The sequence below is a fragment of the Streptacidiphilus sp. MAP5-3 genome (genome assembly GCF_041262505.1).
Lineage (GTDB): Bacteria > Actinomycetota > Actinomycetes > Streptomycetales > Streptomycetaceae > Streptacidiphilus.
The window spans coordinates 357456-375890 of record NZ_JBGCCL010000003.1 but is presented as its reverse complement, the minus strand read 5'-3'; the positions used below and the strand labels follow the sequence as shown (position 1 = coordinate 375890).

The following is an 18435-nucleotide window of genomic DNA, read 5'->3' as shown; positions in this document are numbered from 1 at the left end:
AGCACCATGCGAACGATCCGTCGCACCACCGCTCTGTCCGCAGCCCTGCTGGCGGTTCTCGCGTCCGCCGGCCCCGCGGTGGCGACCGCGGCACCCGCCATCGCCCCGGCACTCGCCAACAGCACCGCGCACAACCTGCACGTCCACCTGCGCAACGCCTCCAGCTCCAACTGGTCCGGCTACGCCGCCACCGGAGGCGGTTTCACCTCCATCTCGGCCAGTTGGGTCGAGCCGACCGGCAAGTGCGGCAGCGCGACCAGCTACTCCAGCTTCTGGGTCGGCATCGACGGCGACGGCAGCAACAGCGTCGAGCAGACCGGCTCCGAGGTGGACTGCTCGGGCGGTTCACCGCAGTACTACTCCTGGTACGAGATGTATCCGGCGTACCCGGTGAACTTCAGCAACGCCGTACGGCCGGGCGACCACTTCACCGGCTCAGTGACGTTCCTCGGCTCGGGCAAGTTCACCATGAAGCTGAGCGACACCACGGCGGGCTGGAGCCGCTCGGTGACCAAGTCCTACTCCCCGGCCAAGCGCTACTCGGTCGAGGTGATCGCCGAGGCCCCGTCCAGCTCCACCGGAGTGCTGCCGCTGGCCGACTTCGGCACAGTGAACTTCACCGGCTCCCTGGCCAACGGCAAGGCGCTGGGCAGCTACAGCCCGACGGTGATCAACATGGTCTCCGGCTCGACCACCAAGGCGTCCACCTCCGCGCTCTCCGGCGGCGAGGGTTTCTCGGTCACCTGGAAGCACAGCTGATCCACCGGCCGACCCACGGCTGATCCATGGCTGACCCACGAGGTTCAGCGCGTAGCCACCGCACGACAACAGGGGGTGACGCCCATGGCGTCACCCCCTCATCGTTTCGTGAACGCCTCGTAAGAATCGACGCCGAATGCCCGGCGATTGACGGCCATTGTGATGGTTGTCCCAGTTTCCCCCTGGCCCGTACGGCGTACGCAGCCAGGTGGTGCCCGTAAGGTTGCGCAGAGCGTCTCGCATCGCGGTCACCCGCTGCTTCGCGCGAACGCTTGTGAGCATCCGCAAGACCTCCGGGCGCGACGGCCCGTTCGATGGTTGACGGCAGCCCGAGGAGACACCTGCATGCGGTTCAAGCGCACCCTGGTGGCGGCACTGGTCTCGGTCACCTGTCTTGCCGGTACCGGCGCGGCCGCCGCAGGCGCGGCCGTCTCGGACGAGCAGTTGGCCGTCACCACCCCGCCCGCAGGCAGCTCCGCCTGGGTCCAGGACCACTCCTACGGCGTCCAGCTCCCCGACCCGGCCACCGCGAGCGCGGCCGACGTCGCCACGTTCTTCGGCGGGCTCACCGCCGCGCAGCAGCAGCGGCTGGTCGCCGCCTACCCGCTGGTCGTCGGCAACCTCGACGGCGCGCCGCTGGCGCTGCGCTACCAGGCCAACCGGGTCGCCATGCGGGCCGAGCTGGACGGCCTCACGGCCCAGGCCGTCAAGGACCCGACGACCACCGGCCAGATCGCCATGCTGACCCAGCTGCTGCAGCCCGGCCACCAGGTGCTCGCCTTCGACCCGCGCAGCCGCGGCCTCGTCGCCGAGGTCTTCGGCGACCTCGCCACGGCCCAGCGGGTCTCCGTCTACGTCCCCGGTTCGGACATGGACCTGTCCCACTTCTCCCAGGCCGAGCAGGCGGCCCAGAACCTCCGCTCCGAGGAGGCCCTGGTCTCCCCCGGCACCACGACGGCGGCCATAGCGTGGTCCGACTACGTGACCCCCGTCGGCCTCGGCGCCGACGCCGCGACCTCCCGTCTGGCGGAGGCCGGCGCCCCGCGCCTGGTCCGCCTGCTGGCGGGCCTCGCGGTGACGACGGAGTCGTCCACGCCGCCGAGCCTCTTCTGCCACTCCTACGGCTCGGTCCTCTGCGGCAACGCGGCCCCGTCGATCCACGCGGCGGACGGGGTGACGGACATGGTCGTCCTCGGCAGCCCCGGCATGGACGTCGACGATGCCGCGGCGCTCGGCAGCGGGGTGCAGCTCTGGGCCACCACCCGGAACCCCAACGACTGGATCGGCAACGTCCCCTTCCTCGAGGTCGGCGGCCTCGGCCACGGCGCGGACCCGACGGGCACGTCCTTCGGCGGCCACGTGATCGCCTCGACGGGAGCGGTAGGCCACGAGGGCTACTTCACCGACGGGACGACGAGCCTGCGCAACTTCGCCGACATCGCGGTCGGCGACTACGGCGACGTCACGAACTGAGTTGTCGGGGGCCAACCTTCTGCAGCCGGGACGTTGCACTGTCTGGGGGCGCGGGGAACTGCGCGAGAAACCACCCTGTTTGGTGAGTCCCTGAACGAGCAGAGCCATCCGCTCATCGGTGGTTTCTCGCGCCCCTGGGTAGTGCAACTACCTCAGATCACTCAGCTTGAGATGCTGCGCATGTCCGCGTAGCGGTCCCCCGCGACCTGAGCGGCGATCGGCTCCAACTCCCCCAGCTCCTCCGGGGTCAGAATCAGAGAAGCCGCCGCCGCGTTCTCCTCCAGGCGGCTGCGCTTGCGCGTGCCCGGGATCGGGATCACCGGCAGGCCGTGCACCTGGGCGCGCTGCTGGACCCAGGCCAGGGCCACCTGGCCCACCGTCACGCCGCGCTCCGCGGCGATCTTGTGGACCGGGGCCAGCAGTGCGGCGTTGTGCGCGGCGTTGTCGCCGGTGAAGCGCGGCTGGTGGTTGCGGAAGTCGTCCGCCGCAAGCTCGTTGGCGTTGCTGAAGGAGCCGGTCAGGAAGCCGCGGCCGAGCGGCGAGTACGCCACCAGCGCCACACCCAGCTCCGCCGCCGCCGGGACGGCCGTGCGCTCCACGTCCCGCGAGAACAGCGACCACTCCGACTGCAGCGCGGCGATCGGGTGGACCGCGTACGCCTCGCGCAGCTCCGCGCCGCTGACCTCGGACAGGCCCAGGTGGCGCACCTTGCCCGCGGCGACCAGCTCGGCCATCGCGCCGACCGACTCGGCCAGCGGGACCTCCGGGTTGCGCCGGTGCATGTAGTACAGGTCGATGTGGTCCAAGCCCAGGCGGCGCAGGCTCGCGTCGACGGCCTGACGGATGTACGCGGGGTCGTTGCGGACGGCCCGCTGGGTCGGGTCGTCCTCGCGGCGCTCGATGGCGAACTTGGTCGCCAGCAGCACCTCGTCGCGGTGGGCCCGGACGAACGGGCCGACCAGCTCCTCGTTACGGCCGAAGCCGTACATGTCGGCGGTGTCGAACAGGGTGACGCCGAGCTCCAGCGCGCGCTCCAGCGTGGCGCGGGACTCCTCGGCCCCGGTGTCGCCGAACTGGTCACTGTAGAAGTCGCTCATCCCCATGCAGCCGAGGCCCTGGACGCTCACCTGGGGGCCGTGCGCACCGAGCGTCGTGGTCGGCATACCGGAACCGGTCGAGCCGGTCGGGTTGGTGGTCATGTGCAGTCCTGCCTCTCCCCGTACAAGTCGATCTTGTAGTCAAGCACCAGAAGGTTCGCCTGCAGGTCGCGGATCCGCGCGAGCACCTCTTCGCGGTGCTCGACCAGCAGTTCCCGTCGCTCGGCCTCGGTCCCCGCGCCGGCGCGGACGAGTTCCGCGTAGCGCAGCATCCCGGCGACCGGCATGCCGGTGGCGCGCAGGTTGCCGAGGAAGGCGAGCCAGCCCAGGTCCGCGTCGCAGAAGCGGCGCTGGCCGTGGTGGGAGCGGGCCGGGTGGTCGAGCAGGCCGATCCGCTCGTACCAGCGCAGCGTGTGAGCGCTCAGGCCGGTCCGCTCGACGACCTCGCCGATGGTGTACCGAGGCACCAACTCCGCAGTCATCGCGGTTGCTTCGGACATCCGCGCCCCCTTCCGATCTTTCGTGGACGACGCTACTTACCTAGAGTGCACTCCAAGCAAGCGGACACGCCCCCGACACGGTCCACTCGGCCCGGCTCATAGACTCCACCCCATGACCCTGGACAGCCTGCGCATCGTCGAACAGTGGCCCATCACCACCGCCGCGACCGTCGTGGTCCGCCGCGACGGCAGCATCGCCGGGAGCCACGGGCCCCAGCAGCACCCGTTCAAGCTGGCCTCGGTGACCAAGCCGCTGAGCGCCTACGCCGCCCTGGTAGCGGTCGAGGAGGGCGCGCTGGAGCTGGACGACCCGGCGGGCCCGGAGGGGTCGACCGTACGGCACCTGCTCGCCCACACGTCCGGGCTGGCCTTCGACGAGCACAAGGCGATGGCCGCGCCCGGTACCCGCCGTCTCTACTCCAACGCCGGTTTCGACGTGCTGGCCGAGGTCGTCGCCAAGGCGACCGGCATGCCGTTCCCGCAGTACGCGGCGGAGGCGGTCTTCACGCCGCTCGGCATGACCTCGACCTGGCTGGACGCGACGAGCAAGAGCCCGGCCGGGGCGGGCGGCGTCTCCACCGCCGCCGACCTGGCCCGCTTCGCCGCGGAGCTCCAGGCGCCGCGCGTGCTGCACCCGGAGACCCTGGCCGAGGCGACCCGGGTCGCCTTCCCCGGCCTGAACGGGGTGCTGCCCGGCTACGGCCACCAGAAGCCGAACGACTGGGGGCTCGGCTTCGACATCCGCGACCACAAGTCCCCGCACTGGACCGGCCTGACCAGCTCACCCGCGACCTTCGGCCACTTCGGCCAGTCCGGCACTTTCCTCTGGATCGACCCGGAGGCGGGCGCGGCCTGCGTCACGCTGACCGACCGCGACTTCGGCCCGTGGGCCGCCGAGGTCTGGACGCCGTTCACCGACGCCGTGCTCGAAGAGCTCAGGGAGACTCAGCCGTGGGGGACTCAGCCGTAGGAGACCGGCGACTCCATCGCCCAGACCAGCAGCTCCGCGCCGTCGGGGCCGGCGGTGGGGTCGACCGGTGCGTCGCCCTCGCTGATCCGCAGCGCGTCCCCTGCGGCCAGCTCGCGTCCGCGTCCGCGCGGGCCGCCGCGCTCGCGGAAGCCGACGCCGCCCCGGGCGAGGTGCGCGTACACGTACGCGGCGCGCGGCAGTTCGGGCAGCGGGCAGTACGGCTGGGCGCGCAGCAGGTGCAGCGACGCGTCCTCGCGCCGCAGCAGGCCTGGCGGGGTGAGCAGCACGTGCTCGGCCCCTGGGCCGATCGGGTCGGCGAGGGCGTAGGCGGGCTCCGTCCCGAAGCTGCCGGGCTGCAGCCAGAACTGCAGGAACCGCACCGGCTGCGCAGCATCGTCCCCGGCGGCCGCCGCCACCGTGCCCTCGCTGTGGATGACGCCATCGCCCGCGCCCAGGTACTGCAACTGCCCGGGACGGACCACGGACCGGTGGCCGTGGTCGTCGGCGTGCTGCAACGCGCCCTCCAGCACCCAGGTGAGGATCTCGGTGTCCCGGTGCTTGTGCGGGCCGAAGCCCGCGCCGGGATCCAGACTCTCCTCGTTGCACGCGAGCAGCGCGCCGAAGCTGGTGTTGGCCGGGTCGTAGTGCCCGGAGAACGAGAACGCGTGTGCGGTCACGATCCCCGGCTCCGGCTCGGAGCGGTAGCGGTGCCCGGCACGGTGGATCCTCAGCGGCATGTGCCCACTTTAGGCCCGTCCGGCCGGTCTTCCCCGGCCCGCCGGACGAGGCCTCGGCAGACGGGCCCTGTGACCCGCACCACGCGTCCATGGGTACCCGGGTTGCGCAAAAGCCCCCGGGCATGGTGCAGGCTTGAGACGTGCCAGTCCCAGCCGCGAAGAAGTCCGAGAACCAGCCCTCCGCCTCGCCGGAGAAGGCCCCCGCGAAAACCGACGACGCCTCGCGCCGCGGCTCGACCCGCGGGACCGCCTTCGAGCGCCGCACCGTGGCCGCGACGCACGACATGCACGCCGCGACGCTGCGCAACCTGGAGCGTGCCGCCGGGAAGATGGCCACCGCCGCCATCGCGCGGATGGACGACAACCTCTCCTGGTACCGGAACATGCCCCCCGAGCACCGCTCGTGGATCGGGCTGGTCGCCCAGGCCGGTATCGCCGCGTTCACCGAGTGGTTCCGCCACCCCGACGCGCCGCAGGCGATCAGCACCGACGTGTTCGGCACCGCGCCCCGCGAGCTGACCCGTGCGGTGACGCTGCGTCAGACCGTGGAGATGATCCGGACCACCATCGAGGTGGTCGAGGAGGCCATCGACGAGGTCGCCGCCCCCGGCGCGGAGGACGCGCTGCGCGAGGCGGTGCTGGTCTACGCCCGCGAGATCGCCTTCGCCACCGCCCAGGTCTACGCCCAGGCCGCCGAGGCGCGCGGCGCCTGGGACGCGCGGCTGGAGGCCCTGGTCGTCAACTCGCTCCTGTCCGGCGACGCCGACGAGGGGGTGCTCTCCCGCGCCGCCGCGCTGGGCTGGGGCGCCCCGGACCGGGTCATGGTGGTCATGGGCAGCGCCCCCGCCGGAGACAGCGAGCTGGTGGTCGAGGCCATCCGCCGGGCCGCCCGGCACGCCAAGCTGCACGTGCTGACCGGCGTGCTGGGGGCGCGGCTGGTCGTGGTGGTCGGCGAGAAGAAGCCGCGCAACGGCGAGCGGCTGTGGGACCCGGTGGTCGCCGCGCGCTCGCTGATCGGGCAGTTCGCGGACGGCCCGGTGGTGATCGGCCCGACCGTCTCCGACCTGCTCTCCGCCACCCGCTCCGCCCAGGCCGCCGCGGCGGGGCTGCGTGCCTGCTCGGCCTGGCCCGACGCGCCGCGTCCGGTGCAGGCCGACGACCTGCTGCCGGAGCGCGCCCTGGCCGGGGACCAGCAGGCCCGCCGCCAGCTGGTGGAGGAGATCTACGCCCCACTGGACGAGGCCGGTTCGGCGCTGCTGGACACCCTCTCCGTCTATCTTGAGCAGGCGTCCTCGCTGGAGGGCGCGGCCAGAATGCTGTTCGTGCACCCCAACACGGTTCGCTACCGCCTACGCCGTGTGACCGACGTCACGGGCTACGCGCCCTCCGACGTGCGCTCCGCGTTCACCCTGCGGATCGCCCTTGCCCTGGGCCGACTCCAACAGTCATGACCTGGGATGATGCACGGCTGTAGGGAATCCACAACTCGGTGGGTGGTTCTTCGTCGCGGTCCTCACCCGCGTAGCACCGGCCGGACAAGAGAAGGTTGATGACGTGCTCGTACTCGTTGCTCCCGGACAAGGCGCCCAGTCGCCAGGATTCCTCGCCCCCTGGCTGGAGGTACCCGGCGTCGCCGACCGGCTCGGCCGTTGGTCGGAGGTCGCCGGCCTGGACCTGGTGCGCGCCGGGACCGAGGCGTCCGAGGAGGAGATCAAGGACACCGCCGTCGCCCAGCCGCTGCTGGTCGCCGCGGGCCTGGTGACCTGTGCCGCGCTGTTCGGCGGGGACCACGAGAACCTCTCCCGTCGGGTCGGCGCCGTCGCCGGGCACAGCGTGGGTGAGATCACCGCCGCCGTCGCCGCCGACGTGCTGAGCGCGGAGGACGGCCTGGCCTTCGTCCGCGAGCGCAGCCTGGGCATGGCCGAGGCAGCCGCCGCGACCGCGACCGGGATGACCGCCGTCCTCGGCGGCGACCCGGAGGAGGTGGCCGCGAAGCTGGCCGCCCACGGCGTCACCGCGGCCAACAACAACGGCGGCGGCCAGATCGTCGCCGCGGGCACGCTGGAGCAGCTGGCGGCCCTCAAGGACGACGCGCCGGCCAAGGCCCGGCTGATCCCGCTCAAGGTCGCCGGCGCCTTCCACACCGACCACATGGCCCCGGGCGTGGTGCGGCTGGAGAAGCTCGCGCCGACCCTGACCGCGGCCGACCCGACGATCACCTACGTCTCCAACCGGGACGGCGAGGTCGTCAGCTCCGGCGCCGAGGTGCTCTCCCGCCTGGTCTCCCAGGTCTCCAACCCGGTCCGCTGGGACCTGTGCATGGAGACCCTGGCGCAGCTCGGCGCGACCGCGGTGATCGAGCTCTCCCCCGCCGGAACCCTCACCAACCTGGTCAAGCGCAACGTCAAGGGTGTCGCGACGCTGGCCCTGAAGACCCCAGCCGACCTCGACAAGGCCCTCGCGCTCGTGGCCGAGCACGGGGCCGGGGAGCAGAACGCATGACAGCGCAGATCAAGCCGGTGACCGGCGCGCAGTACTCCCGCATCCACGGCGTCGGCGGCTACCGCCCGACCCGGGTGATCCCCAACTCCGAGGTCCTGAACTGGATCGAGTCCTCGGACGAGTGGATCCGCACCCGCAGCGGCATCACCGAGCGCCGCTGGGCCGGTCCGGAGGAGTCCGTCGCCGAGATGTCGGTCCAGGCCGCCAGCAAGGCGATCGCCATGGCCGGGATCAGCCCGGACCAGGTCGGCAGCGTCATCGTCGCCACCGTCTCGCACCTCAAGCAGACCCCGGCCATCGCCACCGAGATCGCCGACCGGCTGGGCTGCGGCACCACGCCCGCCTTCGACATCTCGGCCGCCTGCGCCGGCTTCGGCTACGGCCTCTCGCTGGCCGACGGCCTGGTGCGCGGCGGCAACGCAGAGTACGTGGTCGTGATCGGCGTCGAGCGCCTCTCCGACCTCACCGACATCCACGACCGCTCCACCGCCTTCATCTTCGGCGACGGCGCGGGCGCGGTCGTGGTCGGCCCGTCCGACATCCCCGGCATCGGCAAGGTGGTCTGGGGCTCGGACGGTTCGCAGGCCGACGTGATCAGCCAGACCGCCGCCTGGGACACCGCCTTCGGCAAGCCCGACGCGGTCAACGGCGCCGGCGAGGAGACCAAGTGGCCGGCCCTGCGCATGGAGGGCCAGACGGTCTTCCGCTGGGCCGTCTGGGACATGGCCAAGGCCGCCCAGCAGGCCCTGGACGCCGCGGGGATCACCGCAGACCAGCTCGGCGCGTTCATCCCCCACCAGGCCAACATGCGGATCATCGATGCGATGATCAAGGCCCTGAAGCTGCCCGAGTCGGTTCCGGTGGCCCGCGACATCGCGGAGACCGGCAACACCTCGGCTGCCTCGATCCCGCTGGCCATGGAGCGCATGCTCCAGTCCGGCGAAGCCAAGAGCGGTGACCTGGCCCTGATCATCGGGTTCGGGGCGGGTCTCGTCTACGCGGCCGCAGTCGTTACTCTCCCGTAAGCACCACCTCCAGAAACACCATCACGAAGGAGCCATCATGGCCACGCAGGACGAGGTCCTCTCCGGTCTCGCAGAGATCGTCAACGAGATCGCCGGGATCCCGGCCGAGGACGTGCAGTTGGACAAGTCGTTCACCGACGACCTGGACGTCGACTCGCTCTCCATGGTCGAGGTCGTCGTCGCCGCCGAGGAGCGCTTCGACGTCAAGATCCCGGACGACGAGGTCAAGAACCTGAAGACGGTCGGCGACGCGGTGAACTACATCATCGCCAACGCCAACTCCTGAGCATTCCCGCTCACTTGGGGGGTGCCGCCGCTGGCGGCGGCACCCTTCGCCTTTCCCGGGCCCAGCATCCCGGGGTCTGAACCACCCGGTCTTGAACCACCGGACTTCCCCTTCCAGGAGACAGAGCAGTGACCACCGACAGCCGCACCGTGGTCGTCACCGGGATCGGCGCCTTCACGCCGCTCGGCGCCGACGCCGCGTCCACCTGGGAGGGCCTCGTGGCGGGCCGTTCCGGTGTCTCGCTCATCGAGGACGAGTGGGCCGCCGACCTTCCGGTCCGCATCGCCGCCCGCACCGCCGTCGACCCCGGCGAGGTCCTGCCCCGCCCGCTGGCCCGCAAGCTGGACCGCTCGGCGCAGTTCGCCATCATCGCCGCACGCGAGGCCTGGGCCGACGCCGGCTTCACCACCTCGGCCGTCGAGGAGGGTTCGCCGATCGACCCCGAGCGTCTGGGTGCGGTCGTCGCGTCCGGCATCGGCGGCGTGACCACCCTGCTCGACCAGTACGACGTGCTCAAGGAGAAGGGCGTCCGCCGCGTCTCCCCGCACACCGTGCCGATGCTGATGCCGAACAGCCCCGCCGCCAACGTCGGCCTCGAGGTCGGCGCCCGCGCGGGCGTGCACACCCCCGTCAGCGCCTGCGCCTCCGGCGCCGAGGCCATCGGCTACGCGATCGAGATGATCCGCACCGGCCGTGCCGACGTCGTCATCGCCGGCGGCACCGAGGCCGCGATCCACCCGCTGCCGATCGTCGCCTTCGCCAACATGATGGCGATGTCCAAGAACAACGACCACCCGCAGCAGGCCTCCCGCCCCTACGACAAGGCCCGTGACGGCTTCGTCCTCGGCGAGGGCGCCGGCATCGTGGTGCTGGAGTCCGCCGAGCACGCCGCCAAGCGCGGTGCCCGGGTCTACTGCGAGGCGATCGGCCAGGGCCTCTCCTCCGACGCCCACCACATCGCCCAGCCGGAGCCGACGGGCGCGGGCGTGGCCCGTGCCATCGGCCACCTGCTGGAGCAGAACGAACTCGACCCGGCCGAGATCGTCCACGTCAACGCCCACGCGACGTCCACCCCGCAGGGCGACACCGCGGAGGTCAAGGCGCTGCGCCGGGTCCTGGGCGACCACCTGGACCACATCGCCATCTCGGCGACCAAGTCGATGACCGGTCACCTGCTGGGCGGCGCGGGCGGTATCGAGACCGTCGCCACCGTCCTGGCGCTGTACCACCGCACGGCCCCGCCGACCATCAACGTCGACGACCTGGACCCGGAGATCGACGCCGACATCGTCACCGAGGCCCGCGCCCTGCCCGAGGGCCGGATCGCCGCGCTGAACAACTCGTTCGGCTTCGGCGGCCACAACGTGGTGCTGGCCTTCCGCACGATCTGACGTTCCACAGGCACGCACTGAGGGGCGTGGGGACCAGGTCCCCACGCCCCTCAGCCGTGTTCACACGTCAGCTGTGTTCATACATCAGCTGTGTTGATGCGTCAGCGCATCCGGCCCCAGAGGAACGAGTCCAGGTAGGCCTGGGTCGGCGAGCCGACGCCGGTGGCGTCGTCGTAGCCGCGGGTGGCCTGCAGGCTGGTGTCCTCACCGAAGGCGACCAGACGGACCTTCAGCGAGCCGCCGATCATGCCGAAGTCGACCACGTTGCTCAGCGGAGCCTTGTGCTCCGCGGCCGCGCGGTTCACCACGTCACGGAAGAGGCCCATGCTCGACCGGGCGTAGATCTCCGGGTTGGCGAAGCCGATCGCGCCGCCCTGGGCCTGGATCGCGTCCGCCTGGACCGCGGAGAACTCCGGCGCCGAGACGCTGGTGCCGCCGTAGCCGCCCTCACTGTACGTTCCGCCGGAGGTCATGCCGACCAGGACGGAGGTGTACAGGTCACCGTTCATGGCGACGTCCGGGGTGACGCGCTGCGCGGTGGCGCTGTGGGCGCCGGTCATCAGCGTGTGCGACAGCGAGTTGGGGACGGTGCCGCGCTGGTACCACGGCTGGGCGAAATCCTCGCTGGTGCCGCCGCCACCGCCGAAGTAGAACGCGCCCGGGAGCGGCGTCCACGAGGTGCCGTCGGCCGAGAGCGCCGAGCGCAGGGTGCCCATCGAGGTCTCGAAGCCGTACTTGCCGCTCTTGCTGGCCAGGCCGAGGGCGGTGCCGCCGACGTCGGTGACCCACGGGTCCGAGGACGGGAAGCCGACCTGCGCACGAGGCGTGTCGGTCTGGCAGTTGACCCCGGTCGCGGCGGCGGTGGGCGACTGGTCGCCGCAGTCGCCCGCGGAGAAGTCAAAGCCCATGCCCTCGATCGCGCCCTGCTCGAAGACCTGCTCGTAGGCCTGGATGGTGGCCTGCGTCATGTCGCCCTGGTCGGTGGTGTGCATGATCTCGCTCCAGGAGTTGGAGACGACATCCGCCAGGTGGTTGTCGACGATGTTGCTCAGAGCCGCGATCAGGTCGTTGTCGTTGCAGGAGTTCGCGCCGACGTAGACGACCTTGGCGTCGGGGGCCAGGCCGTGGACCATCTCGACGTCCAGCGACTCCTCGCCCTGCCATCCGGCCGGACCGCCGCAGGCGGCCTGCGAGTTCCACTGCGAGGGGGTGACCACCTCGGTGTACTGGCCGGACTTGAACGGCTTGTCGCCGTGCGCGGCCGAGAAGGTGTTCGCGTCCTGCAGCATCGTCGAGGACGCGTAGGCGTCGACGATGGCCACGGTGGCGCCCTTGCCGGTCAGGCCGGAGGCGGTGATGCCGTAGGCCTTGCGCAGCTGGCTCGGCTGGAAGGAGCACTGGTCGAACGGGACCGCGCCCTTGACGTAGCCGGCCGGAGCACCGGTGGCCGTCTTCTGGCCCCAGTAGTCGGAGCAGGTCGAGACGGTCGGCAGACCGTCGCCCGGCTTGCTGCCGGTGCCCGCGACCGAGTCGCTGACCTTGACCGACTGCGGCTTGGCGACCGTGCCCAGCTCGGAGCTGAGCCCGGCGACACCGAGGACCGTGTTCGCCACCGCTGCCGGGACGGTCAGCCCGGCCGCCGGCGCGTGGACGCTCTGTCCGGCGACGGCGTAGCTGTGCACGGAGGTGCCGAACGCCTTGGTGACGGCGGCGTTGTCACCGCGGAAGGTGACCTCGTGCTGGGTGGTGCTCAGCACGGTCAGCCCCGACCCCTTCAGCCACGACTGGACCGCGCCCAGCTGGGCGTCGGTGACGCCGAAGCGGGCACGGAACGCGTCCGGGCTGAGGAAGTGACGGTAGTTCGGGTCGTTCTGGTTGGACACGGCCGCGGCGTAGGCGGCCGCTCCGGCCGGGTCCTGGCCCTGCAGGTAGACCGTGCCGGTGAACTGGGCGGACGCCGCCTCGGCGCCGCGGTCGGCCTTGCCGGTGGCCCACTGCGGGTGGCTGCCGGCGATGGCCTTGGCGGCCGGGCGCGGCGCCTGAGCCTGCGACGGCGCGGCCAGAGCCAGCGAGCCGGAGGCCAGCGCCAGGGAGGCGGCTGCGATGGTGGCTATCCGGGCGCGGCTGGCACGGGAGCTCTGGTTCTGGGTGATGACGACTCCAGGGTGAAGGTCCGTCAGAGGAATCGATGGAGGCGCACATGTTCGACACGACTCCGTGAGGTTGTCTACACGGGCCGCGTTTTGGGACGCAAGAGTCCAGGCAGGGGAGATTCGCGGAATGACACCACGACAAGGGGGTGCAGATGAGGATTCGGCGACCGGCCGACGAATGGTGGACTGACCGTCCGACAAAAGCGCACGACGGACCGGATTCCGGACAGTTTCGAGGTCAGCCCGCGCCAAGGGCCTGCGACATCCAGGGCATACCCAGACATTCGACCGACCATGACGCGCGTGGGATCACGCGCAGTTGCACGGCGCAGCCCGACGGTCGCACTCCCCCCACCCGGGGGCCCCCGACCGGCTGGATTTTTCGGACACGGCGACGCTACGCCCGTAGCGCGACACCTGTCAGACCGCCAGCTTCACCACGTCAGCTCCACGCCGTCAGCTTCACACCACCTGGTGCAGCCAGCGCACCGGGGCGCCCTCACCCGCATGACGGAACGGTTCCAGCTCGTCGTCCCAGGGCCTGCCCAGCAGCCGGGAGATCTCCGGCTCCAGCTCGCTCTCCCCCAGCCGGGCCCGCAGCAGCGCGGCGCGGAGCCGGTCCTCGGGGATCATGATGTCGCCGTGCACGCCGATGACGGCATGGAAGATGCCCAGGTCCGGCGTGCTGCTGAACCGTTCACCCTCGGCCCCCGTGATCGGCTCGGCGGTCACCTCGAACCGCAGCAGGTGCCAGCCGCGCAGCGCGGACGCCAGCCGGGAGGCGGTGTCGGGCTCGCCCTGCCAGGAGAACTCGGCACGCCAGGTACCGGGCGCGGCGGGCTGCCTGATCCAGTCCAACCCCACCCGCTGCCCGAGCACACCCGCCACGGCCCACTCGACGTGCGGGCAGAGTGCGCGCGGCGCGGAGTGCAGATAGAGAACTCCACGTGTCGTCACCGGACCTCCAATGTGGTGCGAGGGGCGCCTTCCCCAGCGGTCTCGTGCCACGTCCTGCCGGAATGTCCGGTTGTTCCGCTTGATCCGTTTCTGGCCTGACGAGTACCCAGATATCGGGTGGCTGCAAACACGGGACCAGATAGAGACGGTACCGCCGAAGCATGCCCTGCGGGCCGCAGTCCAGCGGAACCACCCGGACGGCACGCGTATCCCGCCCGAGTGGTCGCACGGAGGGTGACGGATCATCAGATGATCTCGTCACGCTCACTCTGGGAACGTCAGATGCGCACCAACATCTTCCCGGTGTTCTCCCCGCGCAGCAGGCCGAGGAACGCGTCCACCGCGTGGTCGAAGCCCTCGACCACCGTCTCGTCGAAGCGCAGGCGGCCCTCACGGAGCCAGCCACCGACCTCGGCGACGAACTCGGGCTGGAGGTCGGCGTGGTCGCCGACCAGCATGCCGGTGAGGCTCAGCCGCTTGCCGATCGTCTGCACGAGGTTGCGCGGCGCCGCCGGCGGAGTGGTGTCGTTGTACTGCGCGATCGCCCCGCACAGCACGGCCCGGCCGTGGACGTGGAGCGCGCCGATCGCGGCCTCCAGGTGCTCGCCGCCGACGTTGTCGAAGTAGACGTCGATGCCCTCCGGAGCGACCTCCGCCAGCTGCTCGGCAACCGGGCCGTTCTTGTAGTTGAAGGCGGCGTCGAAGCCGAAGTCCTCGACGAGGCGGCGCACCTTCTCGTCCGAGCCCGCGCTGCCGACCACACGCGAGGCGCCACGGAGCCGCGCCACCTGGCCGACGATGCTGCCGACCGCGCCGGCCGCGCCGGAGACGAAGACCGCGTCGCCCTCCTTGAAGTGGCCGACCCGCAGCAGTCCCGCGTAGGCCGTCAGGCCCGGCATGCCCAGCACACCGAGGTAGGACTCGATCGGCGCGGCCTTGGAGTCGACCTTGACCGCGTGCTCGGCCGGGACGTCGGCGTACTCTCGCCAGCCGAGGCCGTGCAGGACGGCGTCGCCGACTTCGAAGCCCTCGGCCGCCGAGGCCACCACCCGGCCGACGGCGCCGCCGTCCATGGCCTTGCCCAGCTGGAACGGCGGGGCGTAGGACTTCACGTCGTTCATCCGGCCGCGCATATAGGGGTCGACGGAGAGGTACTCGTTGCGAACCAGGATCCGGCCGGGTGCGGGGGCGGTGACCGGGGCCTCCACCAGGGCGAAGTCGGCGGGCGTCGGCCAGCCCTTGGGGCGGGCGGCCAGCTGCCACTCGCGGGCGACGGCGGGAAAGGTCTGCTCGGCCATGGATACGCCTTTCACATCGGCGGGGACAGCTGGACCGGCTGGAACAGCTGAAATATTGACCATCTCAAGCAATGCTTGGTCAAAAGGTTAAGGAAGTCAAATATTCAGACCCTTCAGGTAACCTGGAGGCATGCACCCCCACGAGAGCATCCCGGCCGACCCGCTGACCCCCGAGGTCGTCGACCTGATGGCCGCCCTGGTGGGCGTCTTCCACAAGGAGTACGAGGAGGCCGCCTCCGCGCGTTCGCTCACGGGCGCCCAGGCCAAGGTGCTGGCCCTGCTGCGCCGGGGGCCGATGCCGATGCGGCAGATCGCGCAGACGCTCAGCTGCGAGCCGTCCAACATCACCGGCATCGTCGACCGGCTGGAGGCCCGCGGACTGGTCGCGCGGCAGGCAGATCCGGAGGACCGCCGGGTCAAGCGCGTCGCCGTGACCGAGCCCGGCGCCGCCGCCGCGGCCGAGCTCCGCGCCTCGCTCAACTTCGCCCGCGAGCCGCTGGCCGCACTCACGCCCGAGGAGCGACTCCAGCTCCGGGATCTGCTGCAGCGGATGCTGGCCGGGGCACAGCGTCAGGACTGATCCCACTCCTGAAGGATGGAACCCCGCGCGCACGGGCAGCGTCTCACCAGCTATGCTGCGGCGAGCGGCCCAAATACAGGGCCGCTCGTGCTGATGTACGACAGTCACACACGAGGGTGGCATACGGCAGCGGCACGGATGCGGTGATGGGGCTGTAGCTCAGCCGGTTAGAGCAGGGGACTCATAATCCCTTGGTCGTGGGTTCGAGTCCCACCGGCCCCACTTCTTCAGCTTCTCCAGGAGAAGCGCTGTCAGGCGCAAGCGCTGACCTGGCAGTACGTTAGCGAAAAGGCTCCCCGGTGCATGCACCGGGGAGCCTTTTTTCACCCGAACGGGCGCGTACCTGCCATTCGTCCTGTTACTCCGCCGTCCTGTCACTCCGCCGTCCTTCACGCCGTCAGGAGTCGAGCTCCTGACGGAACAGCGACTCGACGAGCCCCAGCGCCTGCTCCGCCGCCTCCGGCGAACTGCCGAGGAAGCTGTGGCCCTCTCCCGGCTGGACGACGAACCGGTGACGGTCCCCAGCCCCGGCCAGCGCCGCAGCGATCTCCTCGCGGTGCGCGGGGGTGACCACGTGGTCGTTCTCGCCGACGATGTAGACCAGACGACCGGCGATCTTCGGCGTCAGCGCGAGCGTCGGCTCGGGCCGGCTCACCGCGATCTCCGTACCGGTCAGCCAGCCGCCGTAGAAGACCACGGTGACCGGGATGTCGTGCCCGGTCGCCGCGAGGTAGGCGAGGTGACCGCCGAGGCTCAGCCCGACCATGCCGACCGGCTCCGCGCCGAGCGCACGGAGGTGGTCCAGCGCCGCTCCGGCGTCCGTCAGCACGCCGTCGCGGGTCAGCTGCGGCAGCAGCTCGAACCCGTGGGCCCGGCCGGCCTCGTCGCGCGGGCACTCCACGCCGGGCTCGATCCGGTGGTAGAAGTCCGGGGCCAGCGCGGTGAACCCACGCGCCGCGAGCTCGTCGCAGACGTCCCGGACATGGGCGTCCACCCCGAACAGCTCCATCGCGACGACGACGCCGGGGTGGTCGCCCTGCCCGTCCGGGCGGGCCAGGTAACCGCCCATCGGCGGACCGTCGGGGACCGGGATGTCGATGCGTTGCTTGGTGACCATGGTTCGACAGTAGGCCGCCGGAGCTGCGGCCCCCAGGGGTTATCCGGGTACTGATCCCACCCGGTACCGGGATGGTGACGCTGCCTCAGCTGCCGCCTCACACAAGCCCCGCCGCCTCACATGCCGTGCTGCCTCACACGCCGTGCGGGATCGACTTGGCCCTGCTGCGCACCTGGAAGCCGGTGACGATCTCCATCACACCCATGACCAGCAGCCAGGCTCCGGCGAAGGCGGTCAGCACCGCGATCGACCCGAACGGCGCGACCAGCACCACCACACCGCCGAGCGTGGTCAGCACGCCCATGAAGATCTGCCAGCCCCGGGCCGGCATGGACGGGTCGGAGGCCGCCGCCATGATGTGGGTGATCCCCCGGAACAGCCAGCCGATGCCGATCCAGAGCGCCAGCAGCAGGATCGACTCCAGCGCGCCGCGGAAACAGAAGAGTCCCAGCAGAATCGATAGCGCGCCGCTGACGAAGGCCATCACCCGCAGTGCCGTCGAGACGTGCGTGCCGAACGCCGCGATCAGCTGGAGCACACCGGCCAGCAGCAGATAGAGCCCGAAGATCACGCCGACGACCCTCAGCGACTCCTTGGGCCAGACCAGTACGACGATGCCCAGCGCCAGCGTCAGCACGCCCAGCACCATCACGGCCTGCCACGCGATGCGGGCCAGCTGCTGCAAAGGCCCGGGGAGGATGTCCCCCGACAGGGGGTCTGAAGATTGGTCCATGCCGACCATGGTCCGAGCAACCGCCGCGCTCCGCGCGGCGAGACGAACCGGCAGAGCGCCGGTCGAAGAGGAGAGGCTCCCCCAATTGGACTCGAACCAATAACCTGCCGATTAACAGTCGGCTGCTCTGCCAATTGAGCTATGGGGGACTGCCATGCAATGCCGCTGAACGCGGCACCACCGCGGAAACCGCTGTGGTTGCGCTCCCCCAATTGGACTCGAACCAATAACCTGCCGATTAACAGTCGGCTGCTCTGCCAATTGAGCTATGGGGGATCGTTCGTCGCGCCCGCGCCGCTCCCGGAGACCGGCCGCTGCGCTTGCTGCGGGTCATACATTAGCGCACGTGGGGGGGTGCTCCGCCAATCCATTGCGGTTCAGGGCCGCTGACCACGGGTAGTCGCCTGTGACGGGGCTCTCGCCGGGCGTCGGCGGCGTGCCGAACGGGCGGCCCCGACCGCCCCCGCCTAGGCTCCATGGGGACCGGCGCAGGCACAGGCCGGAGAGCGCAGCAGTCAGCTGCAAGGAGGGCGGAGGGTATGCGCAAGCTCACTTTCATCGCGGGGTTGGCCGTCGGCTACGTGCTGGGCACCCGCGCGGGGCGGGAGCGTTACGAGCAGATGCGCAAGACGGCGCGGGACCTCTCCCAGACGCAGGCGGTCCAGACCGCCGGGCGCAACGCCAAGCTCGCCGCGAACAACGCGGCGAACAAGGCCGGGCAGGCCGTCGCGGACCGGTTCGGCGACCGGATCCCCACGCTGGTGGCGGACCGGATCCCCTACCTGCACAACCACAACGCCACGCTCGACGACTGGGACACTCGCAGGGCATGAACTACCGCGTGGCGACGACCCGAT

18 protein-coding genes and 3 tRNA genes are annotated in these 18435 nt (G+C 70.9%); 11 read left to right on the top strand and 10 right to left on the bottom strand.

Annotated features, from left to right (window positions below; all coding sequences use genetic code 11):
• The first annotated feature begins 6 nt into the window (after nt 1–6).
• Both ABH928_RS07970 and ABH928_RS07965 read left to right on the top strand, forming a co-directional pair.
• On the top strand, nt 7–759 hold the full coding sequence (locus ABH928_RS07970; protein ID WP_370063562.1) for a G1 family glutamic endopeptidase: 753 nt from the start codon (nt 7–9) through the stop codon (nt 757–759).
• Between the two features lie 345 nt (nt 760–1104).
• Complete coding sequence (locus ABH928_RS07965; protein ID WP_370063560.1) at nt 1105–2232, top strand: alpha/beta hydrolase; 1128 nt, start codon at nt 1105–1107, stop codon at nt 2230–2232.
• Nucleotides 2233–2393: 161 nt separating this feature from the next.
• Here ABH928_RS07965 and ABH928_RS07960 read toward each other — a convergent pair whose 3' ends face one another.
• Both ABH928_RS07960 and ABH928_RS07955 read right to left on the bottom strand, forming a co-directional pair.
• Nucleotides 2394–3431 (bottom strand): aldo/keto reductase, encoded by a 1038-nt coding sequence (locus ABH928_RS07960; RefSeq protein WP_370063558.1) that lies wholly within the window; start codon nt 3429–3431, stop codon nt 2394–2396.
• Nucleotides 3428–3829 (bottom strand): MerR family transcriptional regulator, encoded by a 402-nt coding sequence (locus tag ABH928_RS07955; RefSeq protein WP_370063556.1) that lies wholly within the window; start codon nt 3827–3829, stop codon nt 3428–3430. Before ABH928_RS07955 ends, ABH928_RS07960 begins: the two co-directional genes overlap by 4 nt.
• Before the next feature lie 118 nt (nt 3830–3947).
• Between ABH928_RS07955 and ABH928_RS07950 the strand changes: the two genes are divergently transcribed.
• Nucleotides 3948–4799 carry a serine hydrolase domain-containing protein gene (locus tag ABH928_RS07950; RefSeq protein WP_370063812.1) on the top strand — a complete coding sequence of 284 codons (852 nt, stop codon included), beginning with the start codon at nt 3948–3950 and terminating at the stop codon, nt 4797–4799.
• Here the strand turns inward: ABH928_RS07950 and ABH928_RS07945 are convergent.
• Nucleotides 4790–5536: a pirin family protein gene (locus ABH928_RS07945; RefSeq protein ID WP_370063554.1), complete on the bottom strand. Its 747-nt coding sequence runs from the start codon at nt 5534–5536 to the stop codon at nt 4790–4792. The genes ABH928_RS07950 and ABH928_RS07945 overlap by 10 nt on opposite strands.
• Before the next feature lie 284 nt (nt 5537–5820).
• Here ABH928_RS07945 and ABH928_RS07940 point away from each other — a divergent pair, with 284 nt between their 5' ends.
• From ABH928_RS07940 to fabF, 5 genes are all read left to right on the top strand, one after another.
• Nucleotides 5821–6987 carry a PucR family transcriptional regulator gene (locus ABH928_RS07940; RefSeq protein WP_370063810.1) on the top strand — a complete coding sequence of 389 codons (1167 nt, stop codon included), beginning with the start codon at nt 5821–5823 and terminating at the stop codon, nt 6985–6987.
• 103 nt (nt 6988–7090) lie between these two features.
• Nucleotides 7091–8038 carry an ACP S-malonyltransferase gene (locus ABH928_RS07935; protein WP_370063552.1) on the top strand — a complete coding sequence of 316 codons (948 nt, stop codon included), beginning with the start codon at nt 7091–7093 and terminating at the stop codon, nt 8036–8038.
• A complete protein-coding gene (locus tag ABH928_RS07930) occupies nt 8035–9063 on the top strand; it encodes a beta-ketoacyl-ACP synthase III (RefSeq protein WP_370063550.1) in 1029 nt (342 codons plus the stop codon). Before ABH928_RS07935 ends, ABH928_RS07930 begins: the two co-directional genes overlap by 4 nt.
• 37 nt (nt 9064–9100) lie before the next feature.
• A complete protein-coding gene (locus ABH928_RS07925) occupies nt 9101–9349 on the top strand; it encodes an acyl carrier protein (protein WP_370063548.1) in 249 nt (82 codons plus the stop codon).
• A 128-nt stretch (nt 9350–9477) separates the two neighbouring features.
• Nucleotides 9478–10740 (top strand): beta-ketoacyl-ACP synthase II, encoded by a 1263-nt coding sequence (gene fabF, locus ABH928_RS07920; protein ID WP_370063546.1) that lies wholly within the window; start codon nt 9478–9480, stop codon nt 10738–10740.
• 101 nt (nt 10741–10841) lie between these two features.
• Here the strand turns inward: fabF and ABH928_RS07915 are convergent, their stop codons facing one another.
• The 3 genes from ABH928_RS07915 to ABH928_RS07905 form a co-directional block, all read right to left on the bottom strand.
• Nucleotides 10842–13094: a protease pro-enzyme activation domain-containing protein gene (locus tag ABH928_RS07915; RefSeq protein ID WP_370063544.1), complete on the bottom strand. Its 2253-nt coding sequence runs from the start codon at nt 13092–13094 to the stop codon at nt 10842–10844.
• A 261-nt stretch (nt 13095–13355) separates the two neighbouring features.
• On the bottom strand, nt 13356–13850 hold the full coding sequence (locus ABH928_RS07910; protein ID WP_370063542.1) for a DUF3145 domain-containing protein: 495 nt from the start codon (nt 13848–13850) through the stop codon (nt 13356–13358).
• A gap of 278 nt (nt 13851–14128) precedes the next feature.
• Nucleotides 14129–15148, bottom strand: a complete 1020-nt coding sequence (locus ABH928_RS07905; protein ID WP_370063540.1) for an NADP-dependent oxidoreductase — start codon at nt 15146–15148, stop codon at nt 14129–14131.
• Between the two features lie 130 nt (nt 15149–15278).
• Between ABH928_RS07905 and ABH928_RS07900 the strand changes: the two genes are divergently transcribed.
• Together ABH928_RS07900 and ABH928_RS07895 are read left to right on the top strand one after the other, a co-directional pair.
• A complete protein-coding gene (locus ABH928_RS07900) occupies nt 15279–15728 on the top strand; it encodes a MarR family winged helix-turn-helix transcriptional regulator (RefSeq protein ID WP_370063538.1) in 450 nt (149 codons plus the stop codon).
• A gap of 148 nt (nt 15729–15876) precedes the next feature.
• Nucleotides 15877–15950, top strand: a tRNA-Ile gene (locus tag ABH928_RS07895).
• A 175-nt stretch (nt 15951–16125) separates the two neighbouring features.
• On the opposite strand, the gene ABH928_RS07890 is transcribed toward ABH928_RS07895, so the two are convergent.
• The 4 genes from ABH928_RS07890 to ABH928_RS07875 all read right to left on the bottom strand — a co-directional run bounded on the left by ABH928_RS07890 (nt 16126) and on the right by ABH928_RS07875 (nt 17854).
• Entirely contained in the window at nt 16126–16845 is a 720-nt protein-coding gene (locus ABH928_RS07890; protein ID WP_370063536.1) for a dienelactone hydrolase family protein, read from the bottom strand.
• A 133-nt stretch (nt 16846–16978) separates the two neighbouring features.
• Nucleotides 16979–17578, bottom strand: coding sequence for an HdeD family acid-resistance protein (locus tag ABH928_RS07885; RefSeq protein WP_370063534.1), 600 nt, complete (start codon nt 17576–17578; stop codon nt 16979–16981).
• A gap of 76 nt (nt 17579–17654) precedes the next feature.
• Nucleotides 17655–17727, bottom strand: a tRNA-Asn gene (locus tag ABH928_RS07880).
• Between the two features lie 54 nt (nt 17728–17781).
• Nucleotides 17782–17854: transfer RNA gene (locus ABH928_RS07875), tRNA-Asn, on the bottom strand.
• Between the two features lie 263 nt (nt 17855–18117).
• On the opposite strand from ABH928_RS07875, the gene ABH928_RS07870 reads away from it, so the two are divergent.
• Nucleotides 18118–18411 (top strand): YtxH domain-containing protein, encoded by a 294-nt coding sequence (locus tag ABH928_RS07870; protein ID WP_370063532.1) that lies wholly within the window; start codon nt 18118–18120, stop codon nt 18409–18411.
• Nucleotides 18412–18435 lie beyond the last annotated feature (24 nt).